The organism is Synechococcus sp. RC10A2 (genome assembly GCF_047502605.1).
In genome coordinates, this window is record NZ_JANSHP010000036.1 from 1 (window position 1) to 14,772 (window position 14,772).

Consider the following 14,772-nt stretch of genomic DNA (forward strand, 5'->3'; position numbering starts at 1 on the left):
CCTCCAGCCCGCCAAGCTGCGCTGTGGCGGGAGTACCCCGGAGGTTCTGATGGCTGGTGGATGTGGGCTATGGAGATGCCTTTCGGGAGCCGTTGCGGCTGGGGGATCCCGGCATCCAAGCCCAGGCGGAAGGGCGCTACCGCCTCATCCCCTGGCCCGCAGCTCCCGCACGCTACTGGCGGGTTCAACAGGAACGACCGGATCGCACCCGGAAAACCCTCTTCCTGCTGGATCGGATCCCGCGTCAACTGCAGGAGTTCGAGCCCATGTGCCGCTTCCACCAAACGTCGCCGGCATCCAGGTTGACCCGCCTGCGCCTGTGCAGCCTGGCCACCCCCAGCGGACGGATCACCCTCACCGCCTCCGCCAATGGCTCCGTTTTTAAATGGATCGAAACTACCCCAGAAGGCCGCCGGGAACGCCTGCTCAAGGACGAGAAAGAATACGAACACCTGCTCGCTTGCGCCTTCGGGATCCGCCTTCCCACAACCTCTTCTGCCCCTGAGAGAAAGATGGCAAGACCTACAGCCGCTCCGACAGAAGCCCGCCAGCTCTCTTCCAAACCCGATCCAAAACCCTATCCAGCAGTGCCAGAATAAGATGTCAAAATAAAGAACACTGTCTCGTTGTCCGACAAAGATTATGGATGCTGCGGCGGTTTCCACATTTGATGGCCAAGCCCTGGATCACGTGCTCATTTTCGACACCACCCTGCGCGACGGGGAGCAGTGCCCCGGCGCCACCCTCAACACCGAAGAAAAGCTGGCCATCGCCCGGCAACTGGCCCGGCTGGGGGTCGATATCATTGAAGCTGGGTTTGCCTATGCCAGCCCCGGGGACTTCGAGGCGGTGCAGAAGGTGGCCGAACAGGTGGGCACCCCCGATGGCCCTGTGATTTGCAGCCTGGCCCGCGCCCTCAAGGCCGACATCGAAGCGGCAGCCGAAGCCCTCAAGCCCGCCGCCAAGCCCCGCATCCACACCTTTATCTCCACCTCCGACATTCACCTCAAGTACCAGTTGCGCAAGACCCGCGCCGAAGTGCTGCAAATTGCCGAGGAGATGGTGGCCTACGCCAAGTCCTTCGTGGACGATGTGGAGTTCTCCATGATGGACGCCACCCGTTCCGATCCGGAGTTTCTCTACCAGGTGATCGAGGCAGCCATTCGGGCGGGAGCCAAAACCATCAACATCCCCGACACCGTCGGCTACAGCATGCCGGAAGAATTCGGCCAACTGATCAAGGGCATCCGCGAGAATGTGCCCAACATCAAGCAGGCCATCATCTCCGTCCACGGCCACGACGACCTGGGGGTCTCGGTGGCCAACTTTCTGGAGGCCATCAAGCAGGGGGCGCGGCAAGTGGAAGTGACCATCAACGGCATCGGCGAGCGGGCCGGCAACGCGGCGCTGGAAGAGTTGGTGATGGCCCTGCATGTGCGCCGCAGCTACTTCAACCCCTACTTTGGCCTGCCGGTCGACTCGGAAAAACCCCTCACCCACATCAAAACCCAGGAGATCTACCGCACCTCCCGCCTAGTCTCCAACCTCACCGGCATGTTGGTTCAGCCCAACAAGGCCATTGTTGGTGCCAACGCCTTTGCCCACGAATCGGGCATCCACCAGGACGGCATGCTCAAGAACCGCCAGACCTACGAGATTATGGACGCTCAGACCATCGGCCTGCAATCGAGCACGCTGGTGCTGGGCAAACACTCGGGCCGCAACGCCTTCCGTACCCGCCTCCGGGAGTTGGGCTTCGAGCTCTCAGAGCAGGATCTGAACAAAGCCTTCCTGCGCTTCAAAGAGCTGGCAGACAAGAAGAAGGAGATCACCGACCTGGATCTGGAGGCAATCGTCAACGATGAGACCCGCCCCGTGCCCGATCTCTACCGTCTGGAGCACGTGCAAGTGGTGTGCGGCAACCACGAGACCCCCACGGCCACGGTGCGCCTGATCACCCCTGAGGGCGAAGAGCGGGTGGACGCCGCCGTGGGCACAGGCCCGGTGGACGCGGTGTACAAAGCCATCAACCGCATCGTCAACATCCCCAACAAGTTGATCGAGTTTTCCGTCCAGTCGGTTACCGCCGGCATCGACGCCATGGGGGAAGTCACCATCCGCCTGCGCCACGAGGATCGCGTCTTCTCTGGCCACGCCGCGAATACGGACATCATCGTCGCCTCGGCCCAAGCCTACATGAACGCCCTCAATAAGCTTTACGCCGCTCTGCACGCAGCCCGCTCGACGGCTGAGCAACGGCAGGCCGCCACCCAGAAGATCTGATGGGCTACCGACAGGAGCGCCCCTCTAGGACCCGGCCGCAGGGATCCCTTCCGCAAACACCCGCCTGATTACTTCCTCAATCGGCGGGTCTGTTACCGTCAAGTCCAGCACCTCCAGATCTGCCAGGAGCTGGGCAACCGTTTGGGTGAGGTGTTCCCGCCGCACCCACAGCCGCACCTCACAGCCGCTGCCGGGATCCCCCTCGCTGCGCAGCTCTCCATAGACTTGCAATTGGGCGAGGGGGCAGGGGCGGGCCAATTCCAGCTTCACCTCGCGATAGGGGGCAAAGCGCTGCCGCAGCTCCTCGAGGCCGCCATCGTAAATGAGTTGCCCGGCGCTGATCACCAGCACCCGTTCACAGAGCGCCGTAATGTCGGCCATGTAGTGGCTGGTCAACAAGACTGTCGCCCCGTAGCGGCGGTTGTAATCCCGCAGAAATTGCCGCACGGCGGCCTGAGCGTTGACATCCAACCCCAAGGTCGGCTCATCCAAGAACAAGATCTGCGGCCGGTGGATCAGGGCCGCCAGCAGTTCCGCCTTCATCCGCTCCCCCAGAGAAAGCTTGCGCACCGGCTGCTTCAGCTTGCCCTGCAGGTCGAGGAGCTCCGCCAACTCCCCCACCCGCTCCCGAAACTCCTTTTCCGGGATCTCATAAACGGCGGCGTTAATCCGCAGGGAGTCCATTGCTGGCAGATCCCAGATAAGCTGTTGCTTCTGCCCCATCACCAGGGTAATCTGCTGCAGAAAAGCCCGCTCCCGCCGGTAGGGCACATGGCCGACCACCTGCAGCGTGCCCCCGGAAGGATAGATGAGACCCGCCAGCATTTTGAGGGTAGTGGTCTTGCCTGCCCCGTTCGGCCCCAAAAAACCCACCACCTCCCCCGGCTGAATCTGGAAGCTCATCGATTGCACCGCTGGGATGTAGTGATAGGTACGGCGAAAAAAGTGGCGCAATGTACCGATCACTCCCGCTTCCTTAATGGCTACCGGGTAAACCTTGCTCAGGTCGCGGGCAACGATGATCGGCTCAGGTCGGATTGGCACGTCAGACAACATAGCTCCTCACCCCCCCTAAAAAATCAGATCCGCTAGCCCAACTTCAAGGGCAAGCCTCCTGAGGCTGGGCATGTCGGATCTGGCTGGGGGTATTCTCAGGATCGGAGGAGAAACAGCGAACAGGCAGGGGAACTACAGCAGTCCTACGTCTATCCCAGGCTTGCCGGCGACCAGCTCCACCTTCAGGATGCGGCCACCCGACTTTTGGATACGCTGCTGCTCCCGAAACCAGTTGTCGTAGGGCACCAGCTTCGTGAAGTAGGTATTTTGCAGCTCCCGCTGGGTGCGAATGCGGGTTTGGCTGGGCACACAGGCCGTGATCTTAAACATGCGCATGATAAAGGATCCCTGCTGACAGCAAAATGAACTGGCTTGACCAACAAAACAGGCGACTCACCTCAGAAAGCTCGCGTACCCCAGTTAGCACACCAGATCCCTGCGGCAAATCGCCTGTCATGCTCGCTAGACAATGAACCTTAGCTCAGGCCGGAGCAGATGTAGTCGAAGTACACACCCATTTCCTTGCCAGCTTCAGGCCCCACCAGGGCGGCGGTCACTTCTTTCATGGCTTGGATGGCCTGAATGGTGGCTCCAATCGGCACCCCCAGCGAATTGTAGGTCTCCTTGAGCCCGTTCAACACCCGCTCGTCGAGGATGGAGGGATCCCCGGCCAGCATGGCGTAGGTGGCGTAGCGCAGGTAGTAGTCCATGTCGCGGATGCAAGCAGCATAGCGACGGGTGGTGTACATGTTGCCACCGGGACGGGTGAGATCGGAGTAGAGCAACGCCTTGGCCGCCGCATCTTTGACAATGGTGGAGGCGTTGGCCGCGATGGTAGCAGCTGCCCGCACCCGCAGCTCGCCCGTGGCGAAGAAAGCCTTTAACTTCTCCATGGCCGAGCTGTCGAGATACTTGCCCTGGACGTCGTAGCTATTGATCACAGCGGTAATTGCGTCTTGCATGATGAGCTTCCTAAATCTCTAATGAACGTTAAACAGTTGCGCGGTCAGAACAATGAGGGATTAACTCATTGCCCCCACCACAAAGTCAAAGTAGTAGCCGGCCTCAGCCGCGTCCTCAGGAGACAACAGACCCATGGCCACCTGCTTCATTTGGCGGATGCTCTCGGCCACCGCCGGAATAGGCGTGCCCAAAGAGTTGTACATCTCCCGCACCCCCACCAAGCCGATCTCCTCGATCGGGGTGACATCGCCAGCAACGATCCCATAGGTGATGAGGCGCAGGTAGTAGTCCATATCCCGCAGGCAAGTTGCCGTCATCTCCTCTCCGTAAGCATTGCCACCTGGGGAGACGATGTCAGGACGCTTCTGGAAGAGTTGATCGGCAGCTTGCTTGACGATGCGCTCACGAGACTCGGTCAAGACTTGAGCGATGCGCAGCCGCTTCTCGCCGGAGGTAACAAAGGACTTGATCCGATCCAGCTCCCCCGGGCTGAGGTAGCGGGCCTCTGCATCCGCATTCACAATCGATTTCGTGACAACACTCATGGACATCCATCCTCAAGTCAATTTTTTAAAGAGTATGGCGAGCATACCCGCAAGCTATTTTCCGACATGCTTGCCGTCTGCCATCTCAGATCTTCACACTTCTTAAAATGTCTCCCAGGAAAGGAGCACTCCCTTCCCGCCAAGGGGGAGGTTGGTTAAGCGTAAAACAGCCCCCGATGGTCTGGCCGGAGTAGCCCCAGGCAGCCGCAGATTGACCAACCCCTGCTCAGCTTTTCGGAGTGGTCAACAGCTTGAGGATGGGCAGTGTGGCAAGGGATGGCGGTCGGCGCTGGGGAGTTAAGTTTTGCTTTTCAGGTGTCGCTAGGGCAGATAGGGCTGAAAGTCCTGAGTGACCGTCAGGGTCAAGTTGGCGTTGGGATCGATCACCGCCACCTCTGGCGCCGTCACATTGCCGATTACAGCCCCCGCTGCCGCTCCGCCCAGCACCTTCTCCGTCGAGATCACCCGGTCGCCAAACAGGCCGCCCAAGATCGCCCCTGCCGCCGCCCCGATCAGGGCATCCTGCACAACTGCCTCTGCAGAAGTGTGGCGGGGATCCTTGCGCAGCGGGATCACCTGGCTTTGGGCGTAGAGAGGATAGGATTGGCCGTTGAAAATCAAAGCTCGCGAGACAAACTGGGTGCCGCCGCTTACCGGTTGGAATTGGCCTTCTAGGATGGCTCCCGCCGGGACGACCATGTTGCCGTAGATGTCCCGCAGAGGGGTATCCAGGCTGAGGCTGACGGCGCGGGTTTCCCCAGGGGCAATCAAGAGGGCATCTGGGGAGCGATGAACTGCCTGGATCAGATCCCCGGAGCGCAGCAGCAGGGTGGTTTGCAGTTGAAAGGGCTGGCTTGGCTGCAGGGATCCAGGGGGGAGGGGACGAGGATTCACAGGGCGCCATCCCTCGCCGGGGGGCGGTGGTGGCAAGGGCCCCATTTGCGCCAAAACCGGGCTGGCCGCCGGTAGCCAGAGAAACCCACCGAGCAGAGGAGCCAACAGACGACGGGCTGGGTTGGTCATGGTCTTACCCCCGATCTACCACTTCTACGTTAGCTGTAAGCTGGCCAAAGCTGGGAACAAAAGCCTCGTCTGGCCTTTATCCCCATCAAAGCCAGTTGGATGTAGGACGGGCTACTCTAGGCGAGCAGATTCCGCTACTCTTCAACCCAGGTAGAAGTACGGAAAAGCGCCATCGCCGCCCGTCTTGGGCTCCCTAGTGTCCATGCTAGATTAGCTCGTGGGGGTTCGGGGGGTAGATACCCCCGCGCCAGTCGCAGGCTGGTAATGATAAAATGACAAAACAGAGATAAAACAGAGCTGGTTGTATAAAACGGCGTTGCCGGAATCTAATACAACTACGCGGTAGGGCATTCCGTGTCTGCATGCCTAAGGCACGGCACAGCCGAACGCAGAGGGTTCTTGCAATGGCTCCCCGACGAAGCGAGAAGTTCGTCCTCTAGCCAAGTTGTGTTTACTCAACAAGGTTGAGTGGCGGGAGTCTGTCATGCCCTAGGTTTCGCCCCTCGTGTGAGGGCCAAGGTATTCTTCCGATTCCAACCCCTATTCTTCTGTAGCTATGCAGCGCAGCACATCCATGCCGGGCCAGCCTTCTCCCCGTTCAGAAGCTTCTGCTCAACCTGCCCGTTCGCCTCAGCAGGACGGAGTTCGTTCTCTTTTTAAGCCTTTTGCCGTTCTCAAGTCTCTTCTCTCGCCGGTGCTGCTGGTGCTCTTGGGCATTGGGCTGGGAGCGGCTCTGGTGGGAGGCAAGGGGGTATCTGCCCAAACGACGGCAACCCCGCCCCAACTGAACCTGAATTTTATTGCCGAGGTGGCGCAAAGGGTGGGGCCGGCGGTGGTGCGCATCGATTCCGAGCGGACGGTGAGCGTCCCGGGCGCCTTCCCAGAGGAGTTTTTCAGCGATCCCTTTTTCCGGGACTTCTTTGGCCAGGTGATCCCCCCCATTCCGCGGCAGCGACGACAGCAGGGCACCGGCTCCGGCTTCATCATCAGCCCGGATGGCCAGATCATCACCAATGCCCACGTGGTCGAGGGATCCGACAAGGTGACGGTGACGCTCAAGGATACCCGCAGCTTTGACGGCAAGGTAATCGGCACCGATCCGGTGACGGATATCGCCGTGGTGAAGATCGAGGCCCAGAACCTGCCGACGGTGAAGCTGGGTCGCTCCGAGCTCCTCGAGCCGGGCCAGTGGGCCATCGCCATCGGCAACCCGCTGGGGCTGGACAACACCGTAACCGCCGGGATCATCAGCGCTTTGGGCCGCTCCAGCGGCGAGATCCGCGTGCCCGACAAGCGGGTGTCCTTTATCCAGACGGATGCGGCCATCAACCCCGGCAACTCCGGCGGCCCCCTGCTCAACGCCCAAGGGGAGGTGATCGGGGTCAACACGGCCATCATCCAAGGGGCGCAGGGGCTGGGCTTTGCCATTCCCATCGAGACGGCCCAGCGGGTGGCCAACCAGTTGATCGCCCGCGGCAAGGTGGATCACCCCTACCTGGGCATTCGTATGCTCACCCTCACCCCCGACCTGAAGGAGCGCCTCAACCAGGATCCCAACAGCCGCATCTTCGTGACGGTGGATCAGGGGGTGCTCATCGGCGAGGTGATCCAGGGATCCCCGGCAGAGCGGGCGGGCCTGCGCGCCGGAGACATCATTCTCGCCATCAATGGTCGCGCCGTCACCACCGCCGACCAAGTACAACAAGAGGTAGAGCGCACCGAGGTGGGCAGCACCCTGGAGCTGGAGATCGAGCGAGCTGGGCGGCGGCAGAAGATCCGGGCCGTTACCGGCTCCTTCCCGGCCTCCGGCAGAAGCTAAGGGGATATTGCTGGGGGTGAGGGTTGGCAGTTCCAGCTCAGGGAAATTAATGGTTTAATGGTGGCCTAACAGTCGAAACTTCCTGGCCCAGGCCGGAACGCTCTCGGCGGGGCCGCTTGTCTTGAGTTGGGGATCCCTTCTCACCTTGCCTATGCTGAAAACCACCCGTCGCCTGGCTCTGCTGGCCCTGTCGGGGCTGGCAGCCCTTGTTCTCGCCCCTCAAGCGGGCTTTGGCAAGCCGATTGTCGTTGGCTCTAAGGACTTCACCGAGCAGTTTATCTTGGGGGAAATGTACGCCTTGGCCCTGGAGGCGGCGGGGTTGGCGGTGGAGCGCAAGCTCAACTTGGGGGGAACGCCGGTGGCCCATGCCGGCCTGTTGAGCGGCGAGATCGATCTCTACCCGGAGTACACCGGCACCGGTCTGCTGACGGTGCTCAAGCTGCCCACCAGCAGCGACCCGGCCCAGGTATACGCGACGGTGGCCCGCGAGTACGAGCGTCAGTTCCAACTGATTTGGCTGGATCCGGCCCCCATGAACAACACCCAGGCCCTGGCCATGACCCGCGCCAGAGCGGCAGAGTTGGGCATCGCTACCATCTCAGACATGGTGGCCAGAGCGAGCGAGCTGGTGATGATCGGGCCGCCGGAGTTCCAGGCCCGCGAAGATGGCCTGCCGGGGCTGCAAGCAGTCTACGGCAACTTTCGCCTCAAGGCCTACAAGGCGGTGGATCCCGGCCTGCGCTACCAGGGCTTGGTCAATGGGGAGGCGGATGTGGCGGTGGCCTTTGGCACCGATGGGGAAATTGCCGCCTTTGACCTGGTGGTGCTCAAGGACGACAAGCAGCTTTTCCCCCCTTACCAGGTGGCGCCGGTAGTGCGCAAAGATACCCTGGAAGCCAACCCCGGCATCGCCACCGCTTTGAACGCCCTTTCCCCCCTGTTGACGGACGAGGTGATGCAGCGGCTGAACTACGAGGTAAGCGGCAAGCGCAGGGAGCCGGCAGAGGTGGCGAGAGCCTTCTTGGTGGAGGCCGGCATCTTGAAAGAGTAGCCCGTTGCACGAGGCCCTGGCGTGAGCACTCTTGAGTTCGAGCGGGTATCGCTGCGCTTTCCCCACAATTCCCGTCCGGCCGTGGAGGAGTGCAGTTTTTCCGTGGCCTCGGGCCAGTTGGTGGTCATCCTCGGCCCTTCCGGCTGCGGCAAAACCACCCTTCTAAAAATGGTGAACCGGCTGCTGGAGCCCACCCAAGGACAGATTCGCCTGGATGGGCAGGATATCCGCCGCTTTCCGGTGACGGCGCTGCGCCAGCGCATCGGGTATGTCATCCAGCAGGTGGGGCTGTTTCCCCACATGACGGTGGCCCAGAATGTGGCGGTGGTGCCGCGACTTTTGGGCTGGCCAAGGGAGCGCATCCGCGAGCGGGTGGACGAGCTGCTCAGCTTGGTCAACCTGCCCCCCCAAGAATACCGACGTCGCTACCCGGCTCAACTCTCGGGCGGCCAACAGCAGCGGGTGGGGCTGGCGCGGGCGCTGGCCGGGGATCCGGATCTGCTGCTGATGGACGAGCCCTTTGGTGCCCTCGACGCCATCACTCGTGGCAAGCTGCAAGACGAGATCCTACACCTGCAACGGCAACTAAAAAAGACTATCCTCTTCGTCTCCCACGACGTGGAAGAGGCGCTGCGCCTGGCAGATCGCATCCTGGTGATGCAGCAGGGGCGGGTGGTACAGTTCGACACTCCCTTGCGGCTGCTCACCCAGCCGGCCACCCCCTTTGTCCGAGAGCTGCTGGGGGCAGACGACATGGTGCGTCAGTTGAGCGTGCTGCGGGTGGAAACGGCGATGGAGCGGATCCCGCACAACCACCAGATCCAGGAGGGGGCGGTGGTGAAACCCCAGGAAACCCTGCGGCGGGCCTTGTCGCTGCTGTTGCGCACGGGGGCAGCAGCTCTCACAGTGTGGGAAGACGGGCGGGCCATTGGCATCGTTACCCTGGATCACATCCGCCATCTGGCCATGCTGGAGGGGGGATCCGCATGAGCTATCTTCTCAGCAACCCCGGCCTGGTGTGGCAGCTTACCCAAGAGCACCTGGCGATGGTGGCAACAGCCTTGGGGATTGCCCTGGTGCTGGCGCTGCCGTTGGCTTTGCTGGTGCACCAGGTGCGCTGGCTGGCCCTGCCGGTGATGGGGATCCTCAGCATCCTGTACACAGTGCCCAGCCTGGCCCTAATCATCTTGTTGGTTCCCTACTTTGGCCTCAATGCCCGCTCGGTGGTGGTGGCGATGGTGCTCTACACGCAGGTGATCTTGGTGCGCCATTTTTACGTGGGCCTGCGCTCGGTGGAGCCTGCCATTCTGGAGGCGGCCAAGGGCTTGGGGATGAACTTCTGGCAGCGGTGGTGGCAGGTGCAGGTGCCCCTCATGCTGCCGGTTGCCCTGGCCGGCTTGCGGCTGGCGGCAATTGTGGCCATTGCCATCGCCACGGTGGGGGCTAAGTTTGGGGCGGGAGGGCTGGGCACCCTGCTTTTTGAGGGCATTGCCCAGGCCGGTCGCTACGACAAGATCTGGGCCGGATCTTTGGCCGTGGGATCCTTGGCCTTGCTGGTGAACACGGCCCTGTGGGGGCTGGAGTGGGCGGCCCGCCGCGGCTAAAGAGAGCCAGAGCCTTTTTCAAGTCGCTGGAGACAGCCCCCCTCGCAAGACGGAACAACGGTCTGCCCCTGCCATTTTACGAAGAGCTATAGCATGGACGAGAAGCCAAGTACTTCTCCAGGCGAGACGATTCCAGCCTCCTGCTATTCGGTGCCGCTTGGAAAGACCGTAGCTTTATAGAGTGGGCCTGACGCAACATGGGTGAGCAACCTCCGCTAAGGGATTGGCCTTCTCGCAGCGATGGGGAACTGATGGAGGCTATCCGAGAGAGGCAAGGGGCAGCGCTGGGGGTGCTTTACGACCGCTATGCCGGCTTGGTCTATGGGCTGGCCCTCCAGATCCTGGGCCATGTGGCCGAGGCGGAAGATCTGACTCAGGCGGTGTTTGTCGAACTGTGGCGCAAAGCCAGCTATGATCCGCAGCGGGGATCGGTGAGCAGTTTTCTCTGTCTGTTGACCCGTTCGCGTGCCATCGACCGTCTGCGTTCCCAAGACAGCTCTCAACGTCTTTTGAAGCACTGGCAATCTCTGCTCGCCGCCGAGAACAGGGCGCCGGCCCCCTTTGAGCAGCTCTCCCTCGAGGAGCGACGGCAAGCCGTACAAGAGGCCCTCGGCCAACTGCCGGAAAGCCAACGGCAGGTTCTAGAGTTGATCTACTACCAGGGGCTGAGCCAGGCGGACGTTGCCCGACACCTGGGGATCCCGCCGGCAACCGTTAAAGCCCGCGCTCGCCAAGCCCTCTGCAAGTTGCGGGGATCCCTGCGCGCGCTCCTTGAGGTTTGGAGTTAGGTTCTGTTGTCGGCCTGGCCATGTTTGCATCCCATTTGCCCCTTGCATCGGAAGAACAGGAAGAACTGGCCGGCTATCTGCTGGGGGATTTATCTCCTGAGCAGGCAAGCGCCCTAGAGGCACGCCTAACCCAAGACCCACGGTTGCTGGCGGAATTGCAGGCTTTGCAAGAAACCCTGCACCTGTTGCCCTACGGCTTGCCGGGGGTGATCCCGCCGGCCAGCTTGCGGGGCAAGGTGATGGCAGAGGCGGGCATTGAGCAGGTGCCGACACCTCTTCAGCCGGCCCTGTCCTCTCTGGGGTTCGGTCGCCTCACCGCTGAGTGGCGCTGGCTGGGGGGGTTGGCGGCAGTGGTTTTGGCCCTGCTGGTTTTCGACAACTGGCGACTGCGGCAGGCGCTCCAACTGGCCCGCCTAGAATCGGTGCAGGCGCTGGCCCATTTGCTGCAACAGCCGGGATCCCGCCTGGTCAATTTGCAGGGAGAGGCGGCAGCGGCTAACCTCCTCTATCGCCCAGGAGAGTGGCAGGAGGTGGTCTTGGCGGCGAGGGATCTGCCCCAACCGGCCCCTGGGGAGCGTTACCATCTCTGGCTCAAGCTGGAGGACGGCGAGACCCTCCACTGCGGCAACTTTCAAGTGGATGCCCAGGGATCCGCGCTTGTCGCCTTACGTCCGCCGCGCCCGCTGCCAGAGGACGCTCGCCCCCAAGAGGTGCTGGTTACGGCCCAAGCCGCTGCCGTCCCTCGCAAACCCCAGGGCAAGGTTCTTCTCAAAGCCAGGGTGTTCTAGGAGAAGTGAGGGGAAAGCTAGCGCTGCGGGGATTGGCCTTATCGGTGGGGTTGGCCCTGGCCCTGCTGGCTTTGTGGTGGATGGATCCCACCCCAACCACCCTGAGCCAATACACCACTTCCTTACAGGAGCGCACTCTCCCACAGCTCCACAACATCCGCCAAGCAGTCCAAAGCCTGGATGGGGTTTACATTCAGCCGGGGGCGGTTTTTTCTTTCAACCAGGTGGTGGGGCCGCGCACCCTGGAGCGGGGCTATCTGCCTGCGCCGGTATTCATGGTGGCCGAAACCCTGGATTCGGTTGGCGGCGGGATCTGTCAAGTCTCCTCCAGCCTTTACAATGCGGCTCTGCTGGCGGGGCTGGAAGTGGTGGAAAGGCACCCCCATTACCGGCAGGTGGAGTCGGTGCCGCCAGGGCTAGATGCCACGGTTTGGTACGGCTTGGCCGATCTCAGGTTGCGCAATCCTTTCCCTTGGCCAGTACGCCTGCGCTTTCAGATCCGCGGCCAAACTCTAATCGTGTCGGTGCTGGGACGGGGATCCCACCCTGCTCCAGCCATTCCACCCATCCGCGTAGAGCAGCGGCGACTGGATCCCCAGCATTTGCAGGTAAGCGTCTATCGCGGTAACGAGCGCCTCTCCCAAGATCGCTACGTTGCTCCCTAGCTGCCAAAACCGTCTTGGCGAAGTCCGCTGCACCTTCTGGGGAACCGCATCCTAAGCTGCCTCTTTAAGGAGCAAGGGGACAAGCCGTTTGGATCATCTTCCAATCACCAGCACCCCCATCATGCCACCGGCTAGGGGATAAAACTTGGCAACAGAAAACCCTACCTGCAAGGCCATTTGCTGCTGCTCTTGGCCAGATGGGAAACCATCCAAACTGGGATCGATGTAGGCATATTCAGATGCCAATCCCAGAGCTTGCGCCCGGGCGACGACCTGGGTGTTCAGGTACCAGCGCTGGAAGTCCGCAAGGAAAGGGATCCCTGTGGGGCGATGAAAGTCCAAGAGAGCGGCGCGACAGCCGGGCTTGAGCACCCGGTAAATCTCCCGCAACGCTTGAGGGATATCGGTTACGTTGCGCAGACCGTAGCCCATTGTAACGGCATCAAAGCTGGCGTTGGGAAAAGGCAAGGCCAAAGCATCTCCCAATACCCACTCTAGGGAGTAGCCGGGGAAAAGACGGGAGCGCCGCCGAGCAATCTCCAGCATGGCCGGGGAGAAATCCAGGCCGACCACCTGTCCGCTTCGTCCCACCCGCCGGGCCAGTTGCAGCGCCAGGTCGCCGGTGCCGCAGCAGAGATCCAACACCTGCCCGCCAGGGCCGGCGCCCGACCAGCGCACAGCCATGCGCTTCCAAACCTGATGCAGGCCCAGGCTCAGGGTTTGGTTGAGGGCATCGTAGTGGGGGGCAATGCGGTCGAATAGCTCCCGAATCTGCTCAGGGCGCTCAAAGGTTGGGCTGGGCACCGCTTCTCAACTCCGCTTTGCATCAGTCGTGGCCGCAGTCACCAGACGGGACTACTGCGGCACTGGGATCCCGCTCACCCCGACTCGGTGGCGGCGGCTGGGATAATCGGCCAGGCTCAAGGACAAAGACCGGGATCCGGCCAAGCTGGAGGCGGGGATGCGAACAGTTCCCTGGAAGACTTGGCTGTTGGGAGGCAGCTCCCCAGGCAGGCCTTGGGTGAGGGCGTTGATCGACCGTCCGGTGTCGTCGGTAACGTTCAGGAAGCTGTAGAGAAAACGCACCGTCTCCGCCGAATTGTTCTGCATCGCCACGTTCAAAACCACCTGCCCTCCCTCGCGGCGAACCGAGAGCACCTGCATGGCAACCTGCCCGCCGGCAGCCACTTGCCGAGGTGGGGGAGGTGGTGTAAACACCGGTGGCGGCGAGGGGCGCGGCGGTTGGGGAGAGGGAGAAGCAGGCCGCGGGGTGGGGGATGGGGCTGCCGCCAACTCAGGAGACAAGCGGGGGGTGGGCGTCGGGGTAGGTCTAGCCACGGGAACGGATGTAGGAGTGGAGAGAGGGGCGGGGGTGGGGGGTGGGCGCAGGCTCGCTTCCGCTGCTGCAATCACCGCGGCCTCGTTCAAGAGGGGCACGGTGCGGGGATCGCGAACGCCACGGGAGGAGGAAGCATTGCCGGCTGTGGTGACGGGAGAGGAGACCCCCGACAGGGCGCGCTGGCCGAAGAGGTAGCCCAAACAGGCGCTCAACACGGCTGTGAAGAAAAACGCACCCAGCCAAAACAGCGCTCCCAAGAATGGGGAGGTGAACTCTTGCGCTGGCCTGACCGATCTTCGCAAAGGATGCTCACTCCTGCTACCGGCTTGCTCTACCTATGATACGAAAGCGACGAGGAGCTAGGGATTCTCCGCTGGCCCAGAATCTTTGCGCTCTTGCTGCTGGGCGCAGAGAGCAGCGCTATCTAGGTTGGGCAGCCGTTCCCCCAACCACCAGCCTGGATCCTCCCAGCTCAGGGATCGCAGCCACTTGGCGGCGCGATCCGCCAAGACCAGCCCCAACAAAACAGGAGCGGTGGTGATCCCCAGCGCTAGGCTTAGCCAAAGGGGCGGAGAGGACTGGGAGGTGGTTGGAGAAGCCTTTTGGTTGGGGAAAGAGGCCGACTTGGGATCCGTCATGTCTGCTTTTTGAAGGTGAATTCTCTATCTCAACCTAGCCTTAATTGAGCCTTATCGTGGTTCCAAACTCGTGACATCCTCTCCCGCTAAGCCCTGACGGGCTGTAGACGGGAGCTTCCGAGAATCACTTCTCGGAGTTGCTGCTTCAACGGACTGGTACAGCCTTTTAATTTAAAATAGGGTACAGGTATTCAAGAGGAAGGAGAGAAA

17 protein-coding genes are annotated in these 14,772 nt (G+C 61.6%); 9 read left to right on the forward strand and 8 right to left on the reverse strand.

Annotation, left to right across the window (positions count from 1 at the left end; all coding sequences use genetic code 11):
* The first annotated feature begins 56 nt into the window (after positions 1-56).
* Both NW848_RS03715 and NW848_RS03720 read left to right on the forward strand, forming a co-directional pair.
* A complete protein-coding gene (locus tag NW848_RS03715; RefSeq protein WP_414508390.1) occupies positions 57-599 on the forward strand; it encodes an arylamine N-acetyltransferase in 543 nt (180 codons plus the stop codon).
* Positions 600-642: 43 nt separating this feature from the next.
* Positions 643-2,283, forward strand: coding sequence for a 2-isopropylmalate synthase (locus NW848_RS03720; RefSeq protein WP_011431034.1), 1,641 nt, complete (start codon positions 643-645; stop codon positions 2,281-2,283).
* Positions 2,284-2,307: 24 nt separating this feature from the next.
* Here NW848_RS03720 and NW848_RS03725 read toward each other — a convergent pair whose 3' ends face one another.
* The 5 genes from NW848_RS03725 to NW848_RS03745 all read right to left on the reverse strand — a co-directional run bounded on the left by NW848_RS03725 (position 2,308) and on the right by NW848_RS03745 (position 5,870).
* On the reverse strand, positions 2,308-3,339 hold the full coding sequence (locus NW848_RS03725) for an ATP-binding cassette domain-containing protein (RefSeq protein ID WP_011431035.1): 1,032 nt from the start codon (positions 3,337-3,339) through the stop codon (positions 2,308-2,310).
* A 132-nt stretch (positions 3,340-3,471) separates the two neighbouring features.
* A complete protein-coding gene (locus NW848_RS03730; RefSeq protein ID WP_011431036.1) occupies positions 3,472-3,675 on the reverse strand; it encodes a phycobilisome linker polypeptide in 204 nt (67 codons plus the stop codon).
* A 140-nt stretch (positions 3,676-3,815) separates the two neighbouring features.
* Entirely contained in the window at positions 3,816-4,301 is a 486-nt protein-coding gene (gene apcB / locus NW848_RS03735) for an allophycocyanin subunit beta (RefSeq protein ID WP_011431037.1), read from the reverse strand.
* A gap of 60 nt (positions 4,302-4,361) precedes the next feature.
* Positions 4,362-4,847: an allophycocyanin subunit alpha gene (gene apcA / locus NW848_RS03740; protein WP_011431038.1), complete on the reverse strand. Its 486-nt coding sequence runs from the start codon at positions 4,845-4,847 to the stop codon at positions 4,362-4,364.
* A gap of 321 nt (positions 4,848-5,168) precedes the next feature.
* Positions 5,169-5,870, reverse strand: a complete 702-nt coding sequence (locus NW848_RS03745) for a hypothetical protein (protein WP_099812900.1) — start codon at positions 5,868-5,870, stop codon at positions 5,169-5,171.
* Between the two features lie 556 nt (positions 5,871-6,426).
* Here NW848_RS03745 and NW848_RS03750 point away from each other — a divergent pair.
* The 7 genes from NW848_RS03750 to NW848_RS03780 all read left to right on the forward strand — a co-directional run bounded on the left by NW848_RS03750 (position 6,427) and on the right by NW848_RS03780 (position 12,585).
* A complete protein-coding gene (locus tag NW848_RS03750; RefSeq protein WP_011431040.1) occupies positions 6,427-7,689 on the forward strand; it encodes an HhoA/HhoB/HtrA family serine endopeptidase in 1,263 nt (420 codons plus the stop codon).
* 151 nt (positions 7,690-7,840) lie between these two features.
* On the forward strand, positions 7,841-8,740 hold the full coding sequence (locus tag NW848_RS03755) for a glycine betaine ABC transporter substrate-binding protein (RefSeq protein WP_011431041.1): 900 nt from the start codon (positions 7,841-7,843) through the stop codon (positions 8,738-8,740).
* A 21-nt stretch (positions 8,741-8,761) separates the two neighbouring features.
* On the forward strand, positions 8,762-9,730 hold the full coding sequence (locus NW848_RS03760; protein WP_011431042.1) for an ABC transporter ATP-binding protein: 969 nt from the start codon (positions 8,762-8,764) through the stop codon (positions 9,728-9,730).
* On the forward strand, positions 9,727-10,344 hold the full coding sequence (locus NW848_RS03765; RefSeq protein WP_011431043.1) for an ABC transporter permease: 618 nt from the start codon (positions 9,727-9,729) through the stop codon (positions 10,342-10,344). Before NW848_RS03760 ends, NW848_RS03765 begins: the two co-directional genes overlap by 4 nt.
* Before the next feature lie 197 nt (positions 10,345-10,541).
* Positions 10,542-11,132, forward strand: a complete 591-nt coding sequence (locus NW848_RS03770; RefSeq protein ID WP_011431044.1) for a sigma-70 family RNA polymerase sigma factor — start codon at positions 10,542-10,544, stop codon at positions 11,130-11,132.
* A gap of 20 nt (positions 11,133-11,152) precedes the next feature.
* Positions 11,153-11,920, forward strand: coding sequence for an anti-sigma factor domain-containing protein (locus tag NW848_RS03775; protein ID WP_011431045.1), 768 nt, complete (start codon positions 11,153-11,155; stop codon positions 11,918-11,920).
* A gap of 5 nt (positions 11,921-11,925) precedes the next feature.
* Entirely contained in the window at positions 11,926-12,585 is a 660-nt protein-coding gene (locus NW848_RS03780) for a VanW family protein (protein ID WP_228375280.1), read from the forward strand.
* Positions 12,586-12,678: 93 nt separating this feature from the next.
* Here the strand turns inward: NW848_RS03780 and ubiE are convergent, their stop codons facing one another.
* Genes ubiE through NW848_RS03795 form a run of 3 tightly spaced genes read right to left on the reverse strand, consistent with a single transcriptional unit; the run spans position 12,679 to position 14,562 of the window.
* A complete protein-coding gene (gene ubiE / locus NW848_RS03785) occupies positions 12,679-13,389 on the reverse strand; it encodes a bifunctional demethylmenaquinone methyltransferase/2-methoxy-6-polyprenyl-1,4-benzoquinol methylase UbiE (RefSeq protein WP_011431047.1) in 711 nt (236 codons plus the stop codon).
* A 51-nt stretch (positions 13,390-13,440) separates the two neighbouring features.
* Positions 13,441-14,226, reverse strand: a complete 786-nt coding sequence (locus NW848_RS03790) for a hypothetical protein (RefSeq protein WP_143597179.1) — start codon at positions 14,224-14,226, stop codon at positions 13,441-13,443.
* Between the two features lie 57 nt (positions 14,227-14,283).
* Complete coding sequence (locus NW848_RS03795; protein ID WP_099812897.1) at positions 14,284-14,562, reverse strand: hypothetical protein; 279 nt, start codon at positions 14,560-14,562, stop codon at positions 14,284-14,286.
* Positions 14,563-14,772 lie beyond the last annotated feature (210 nt).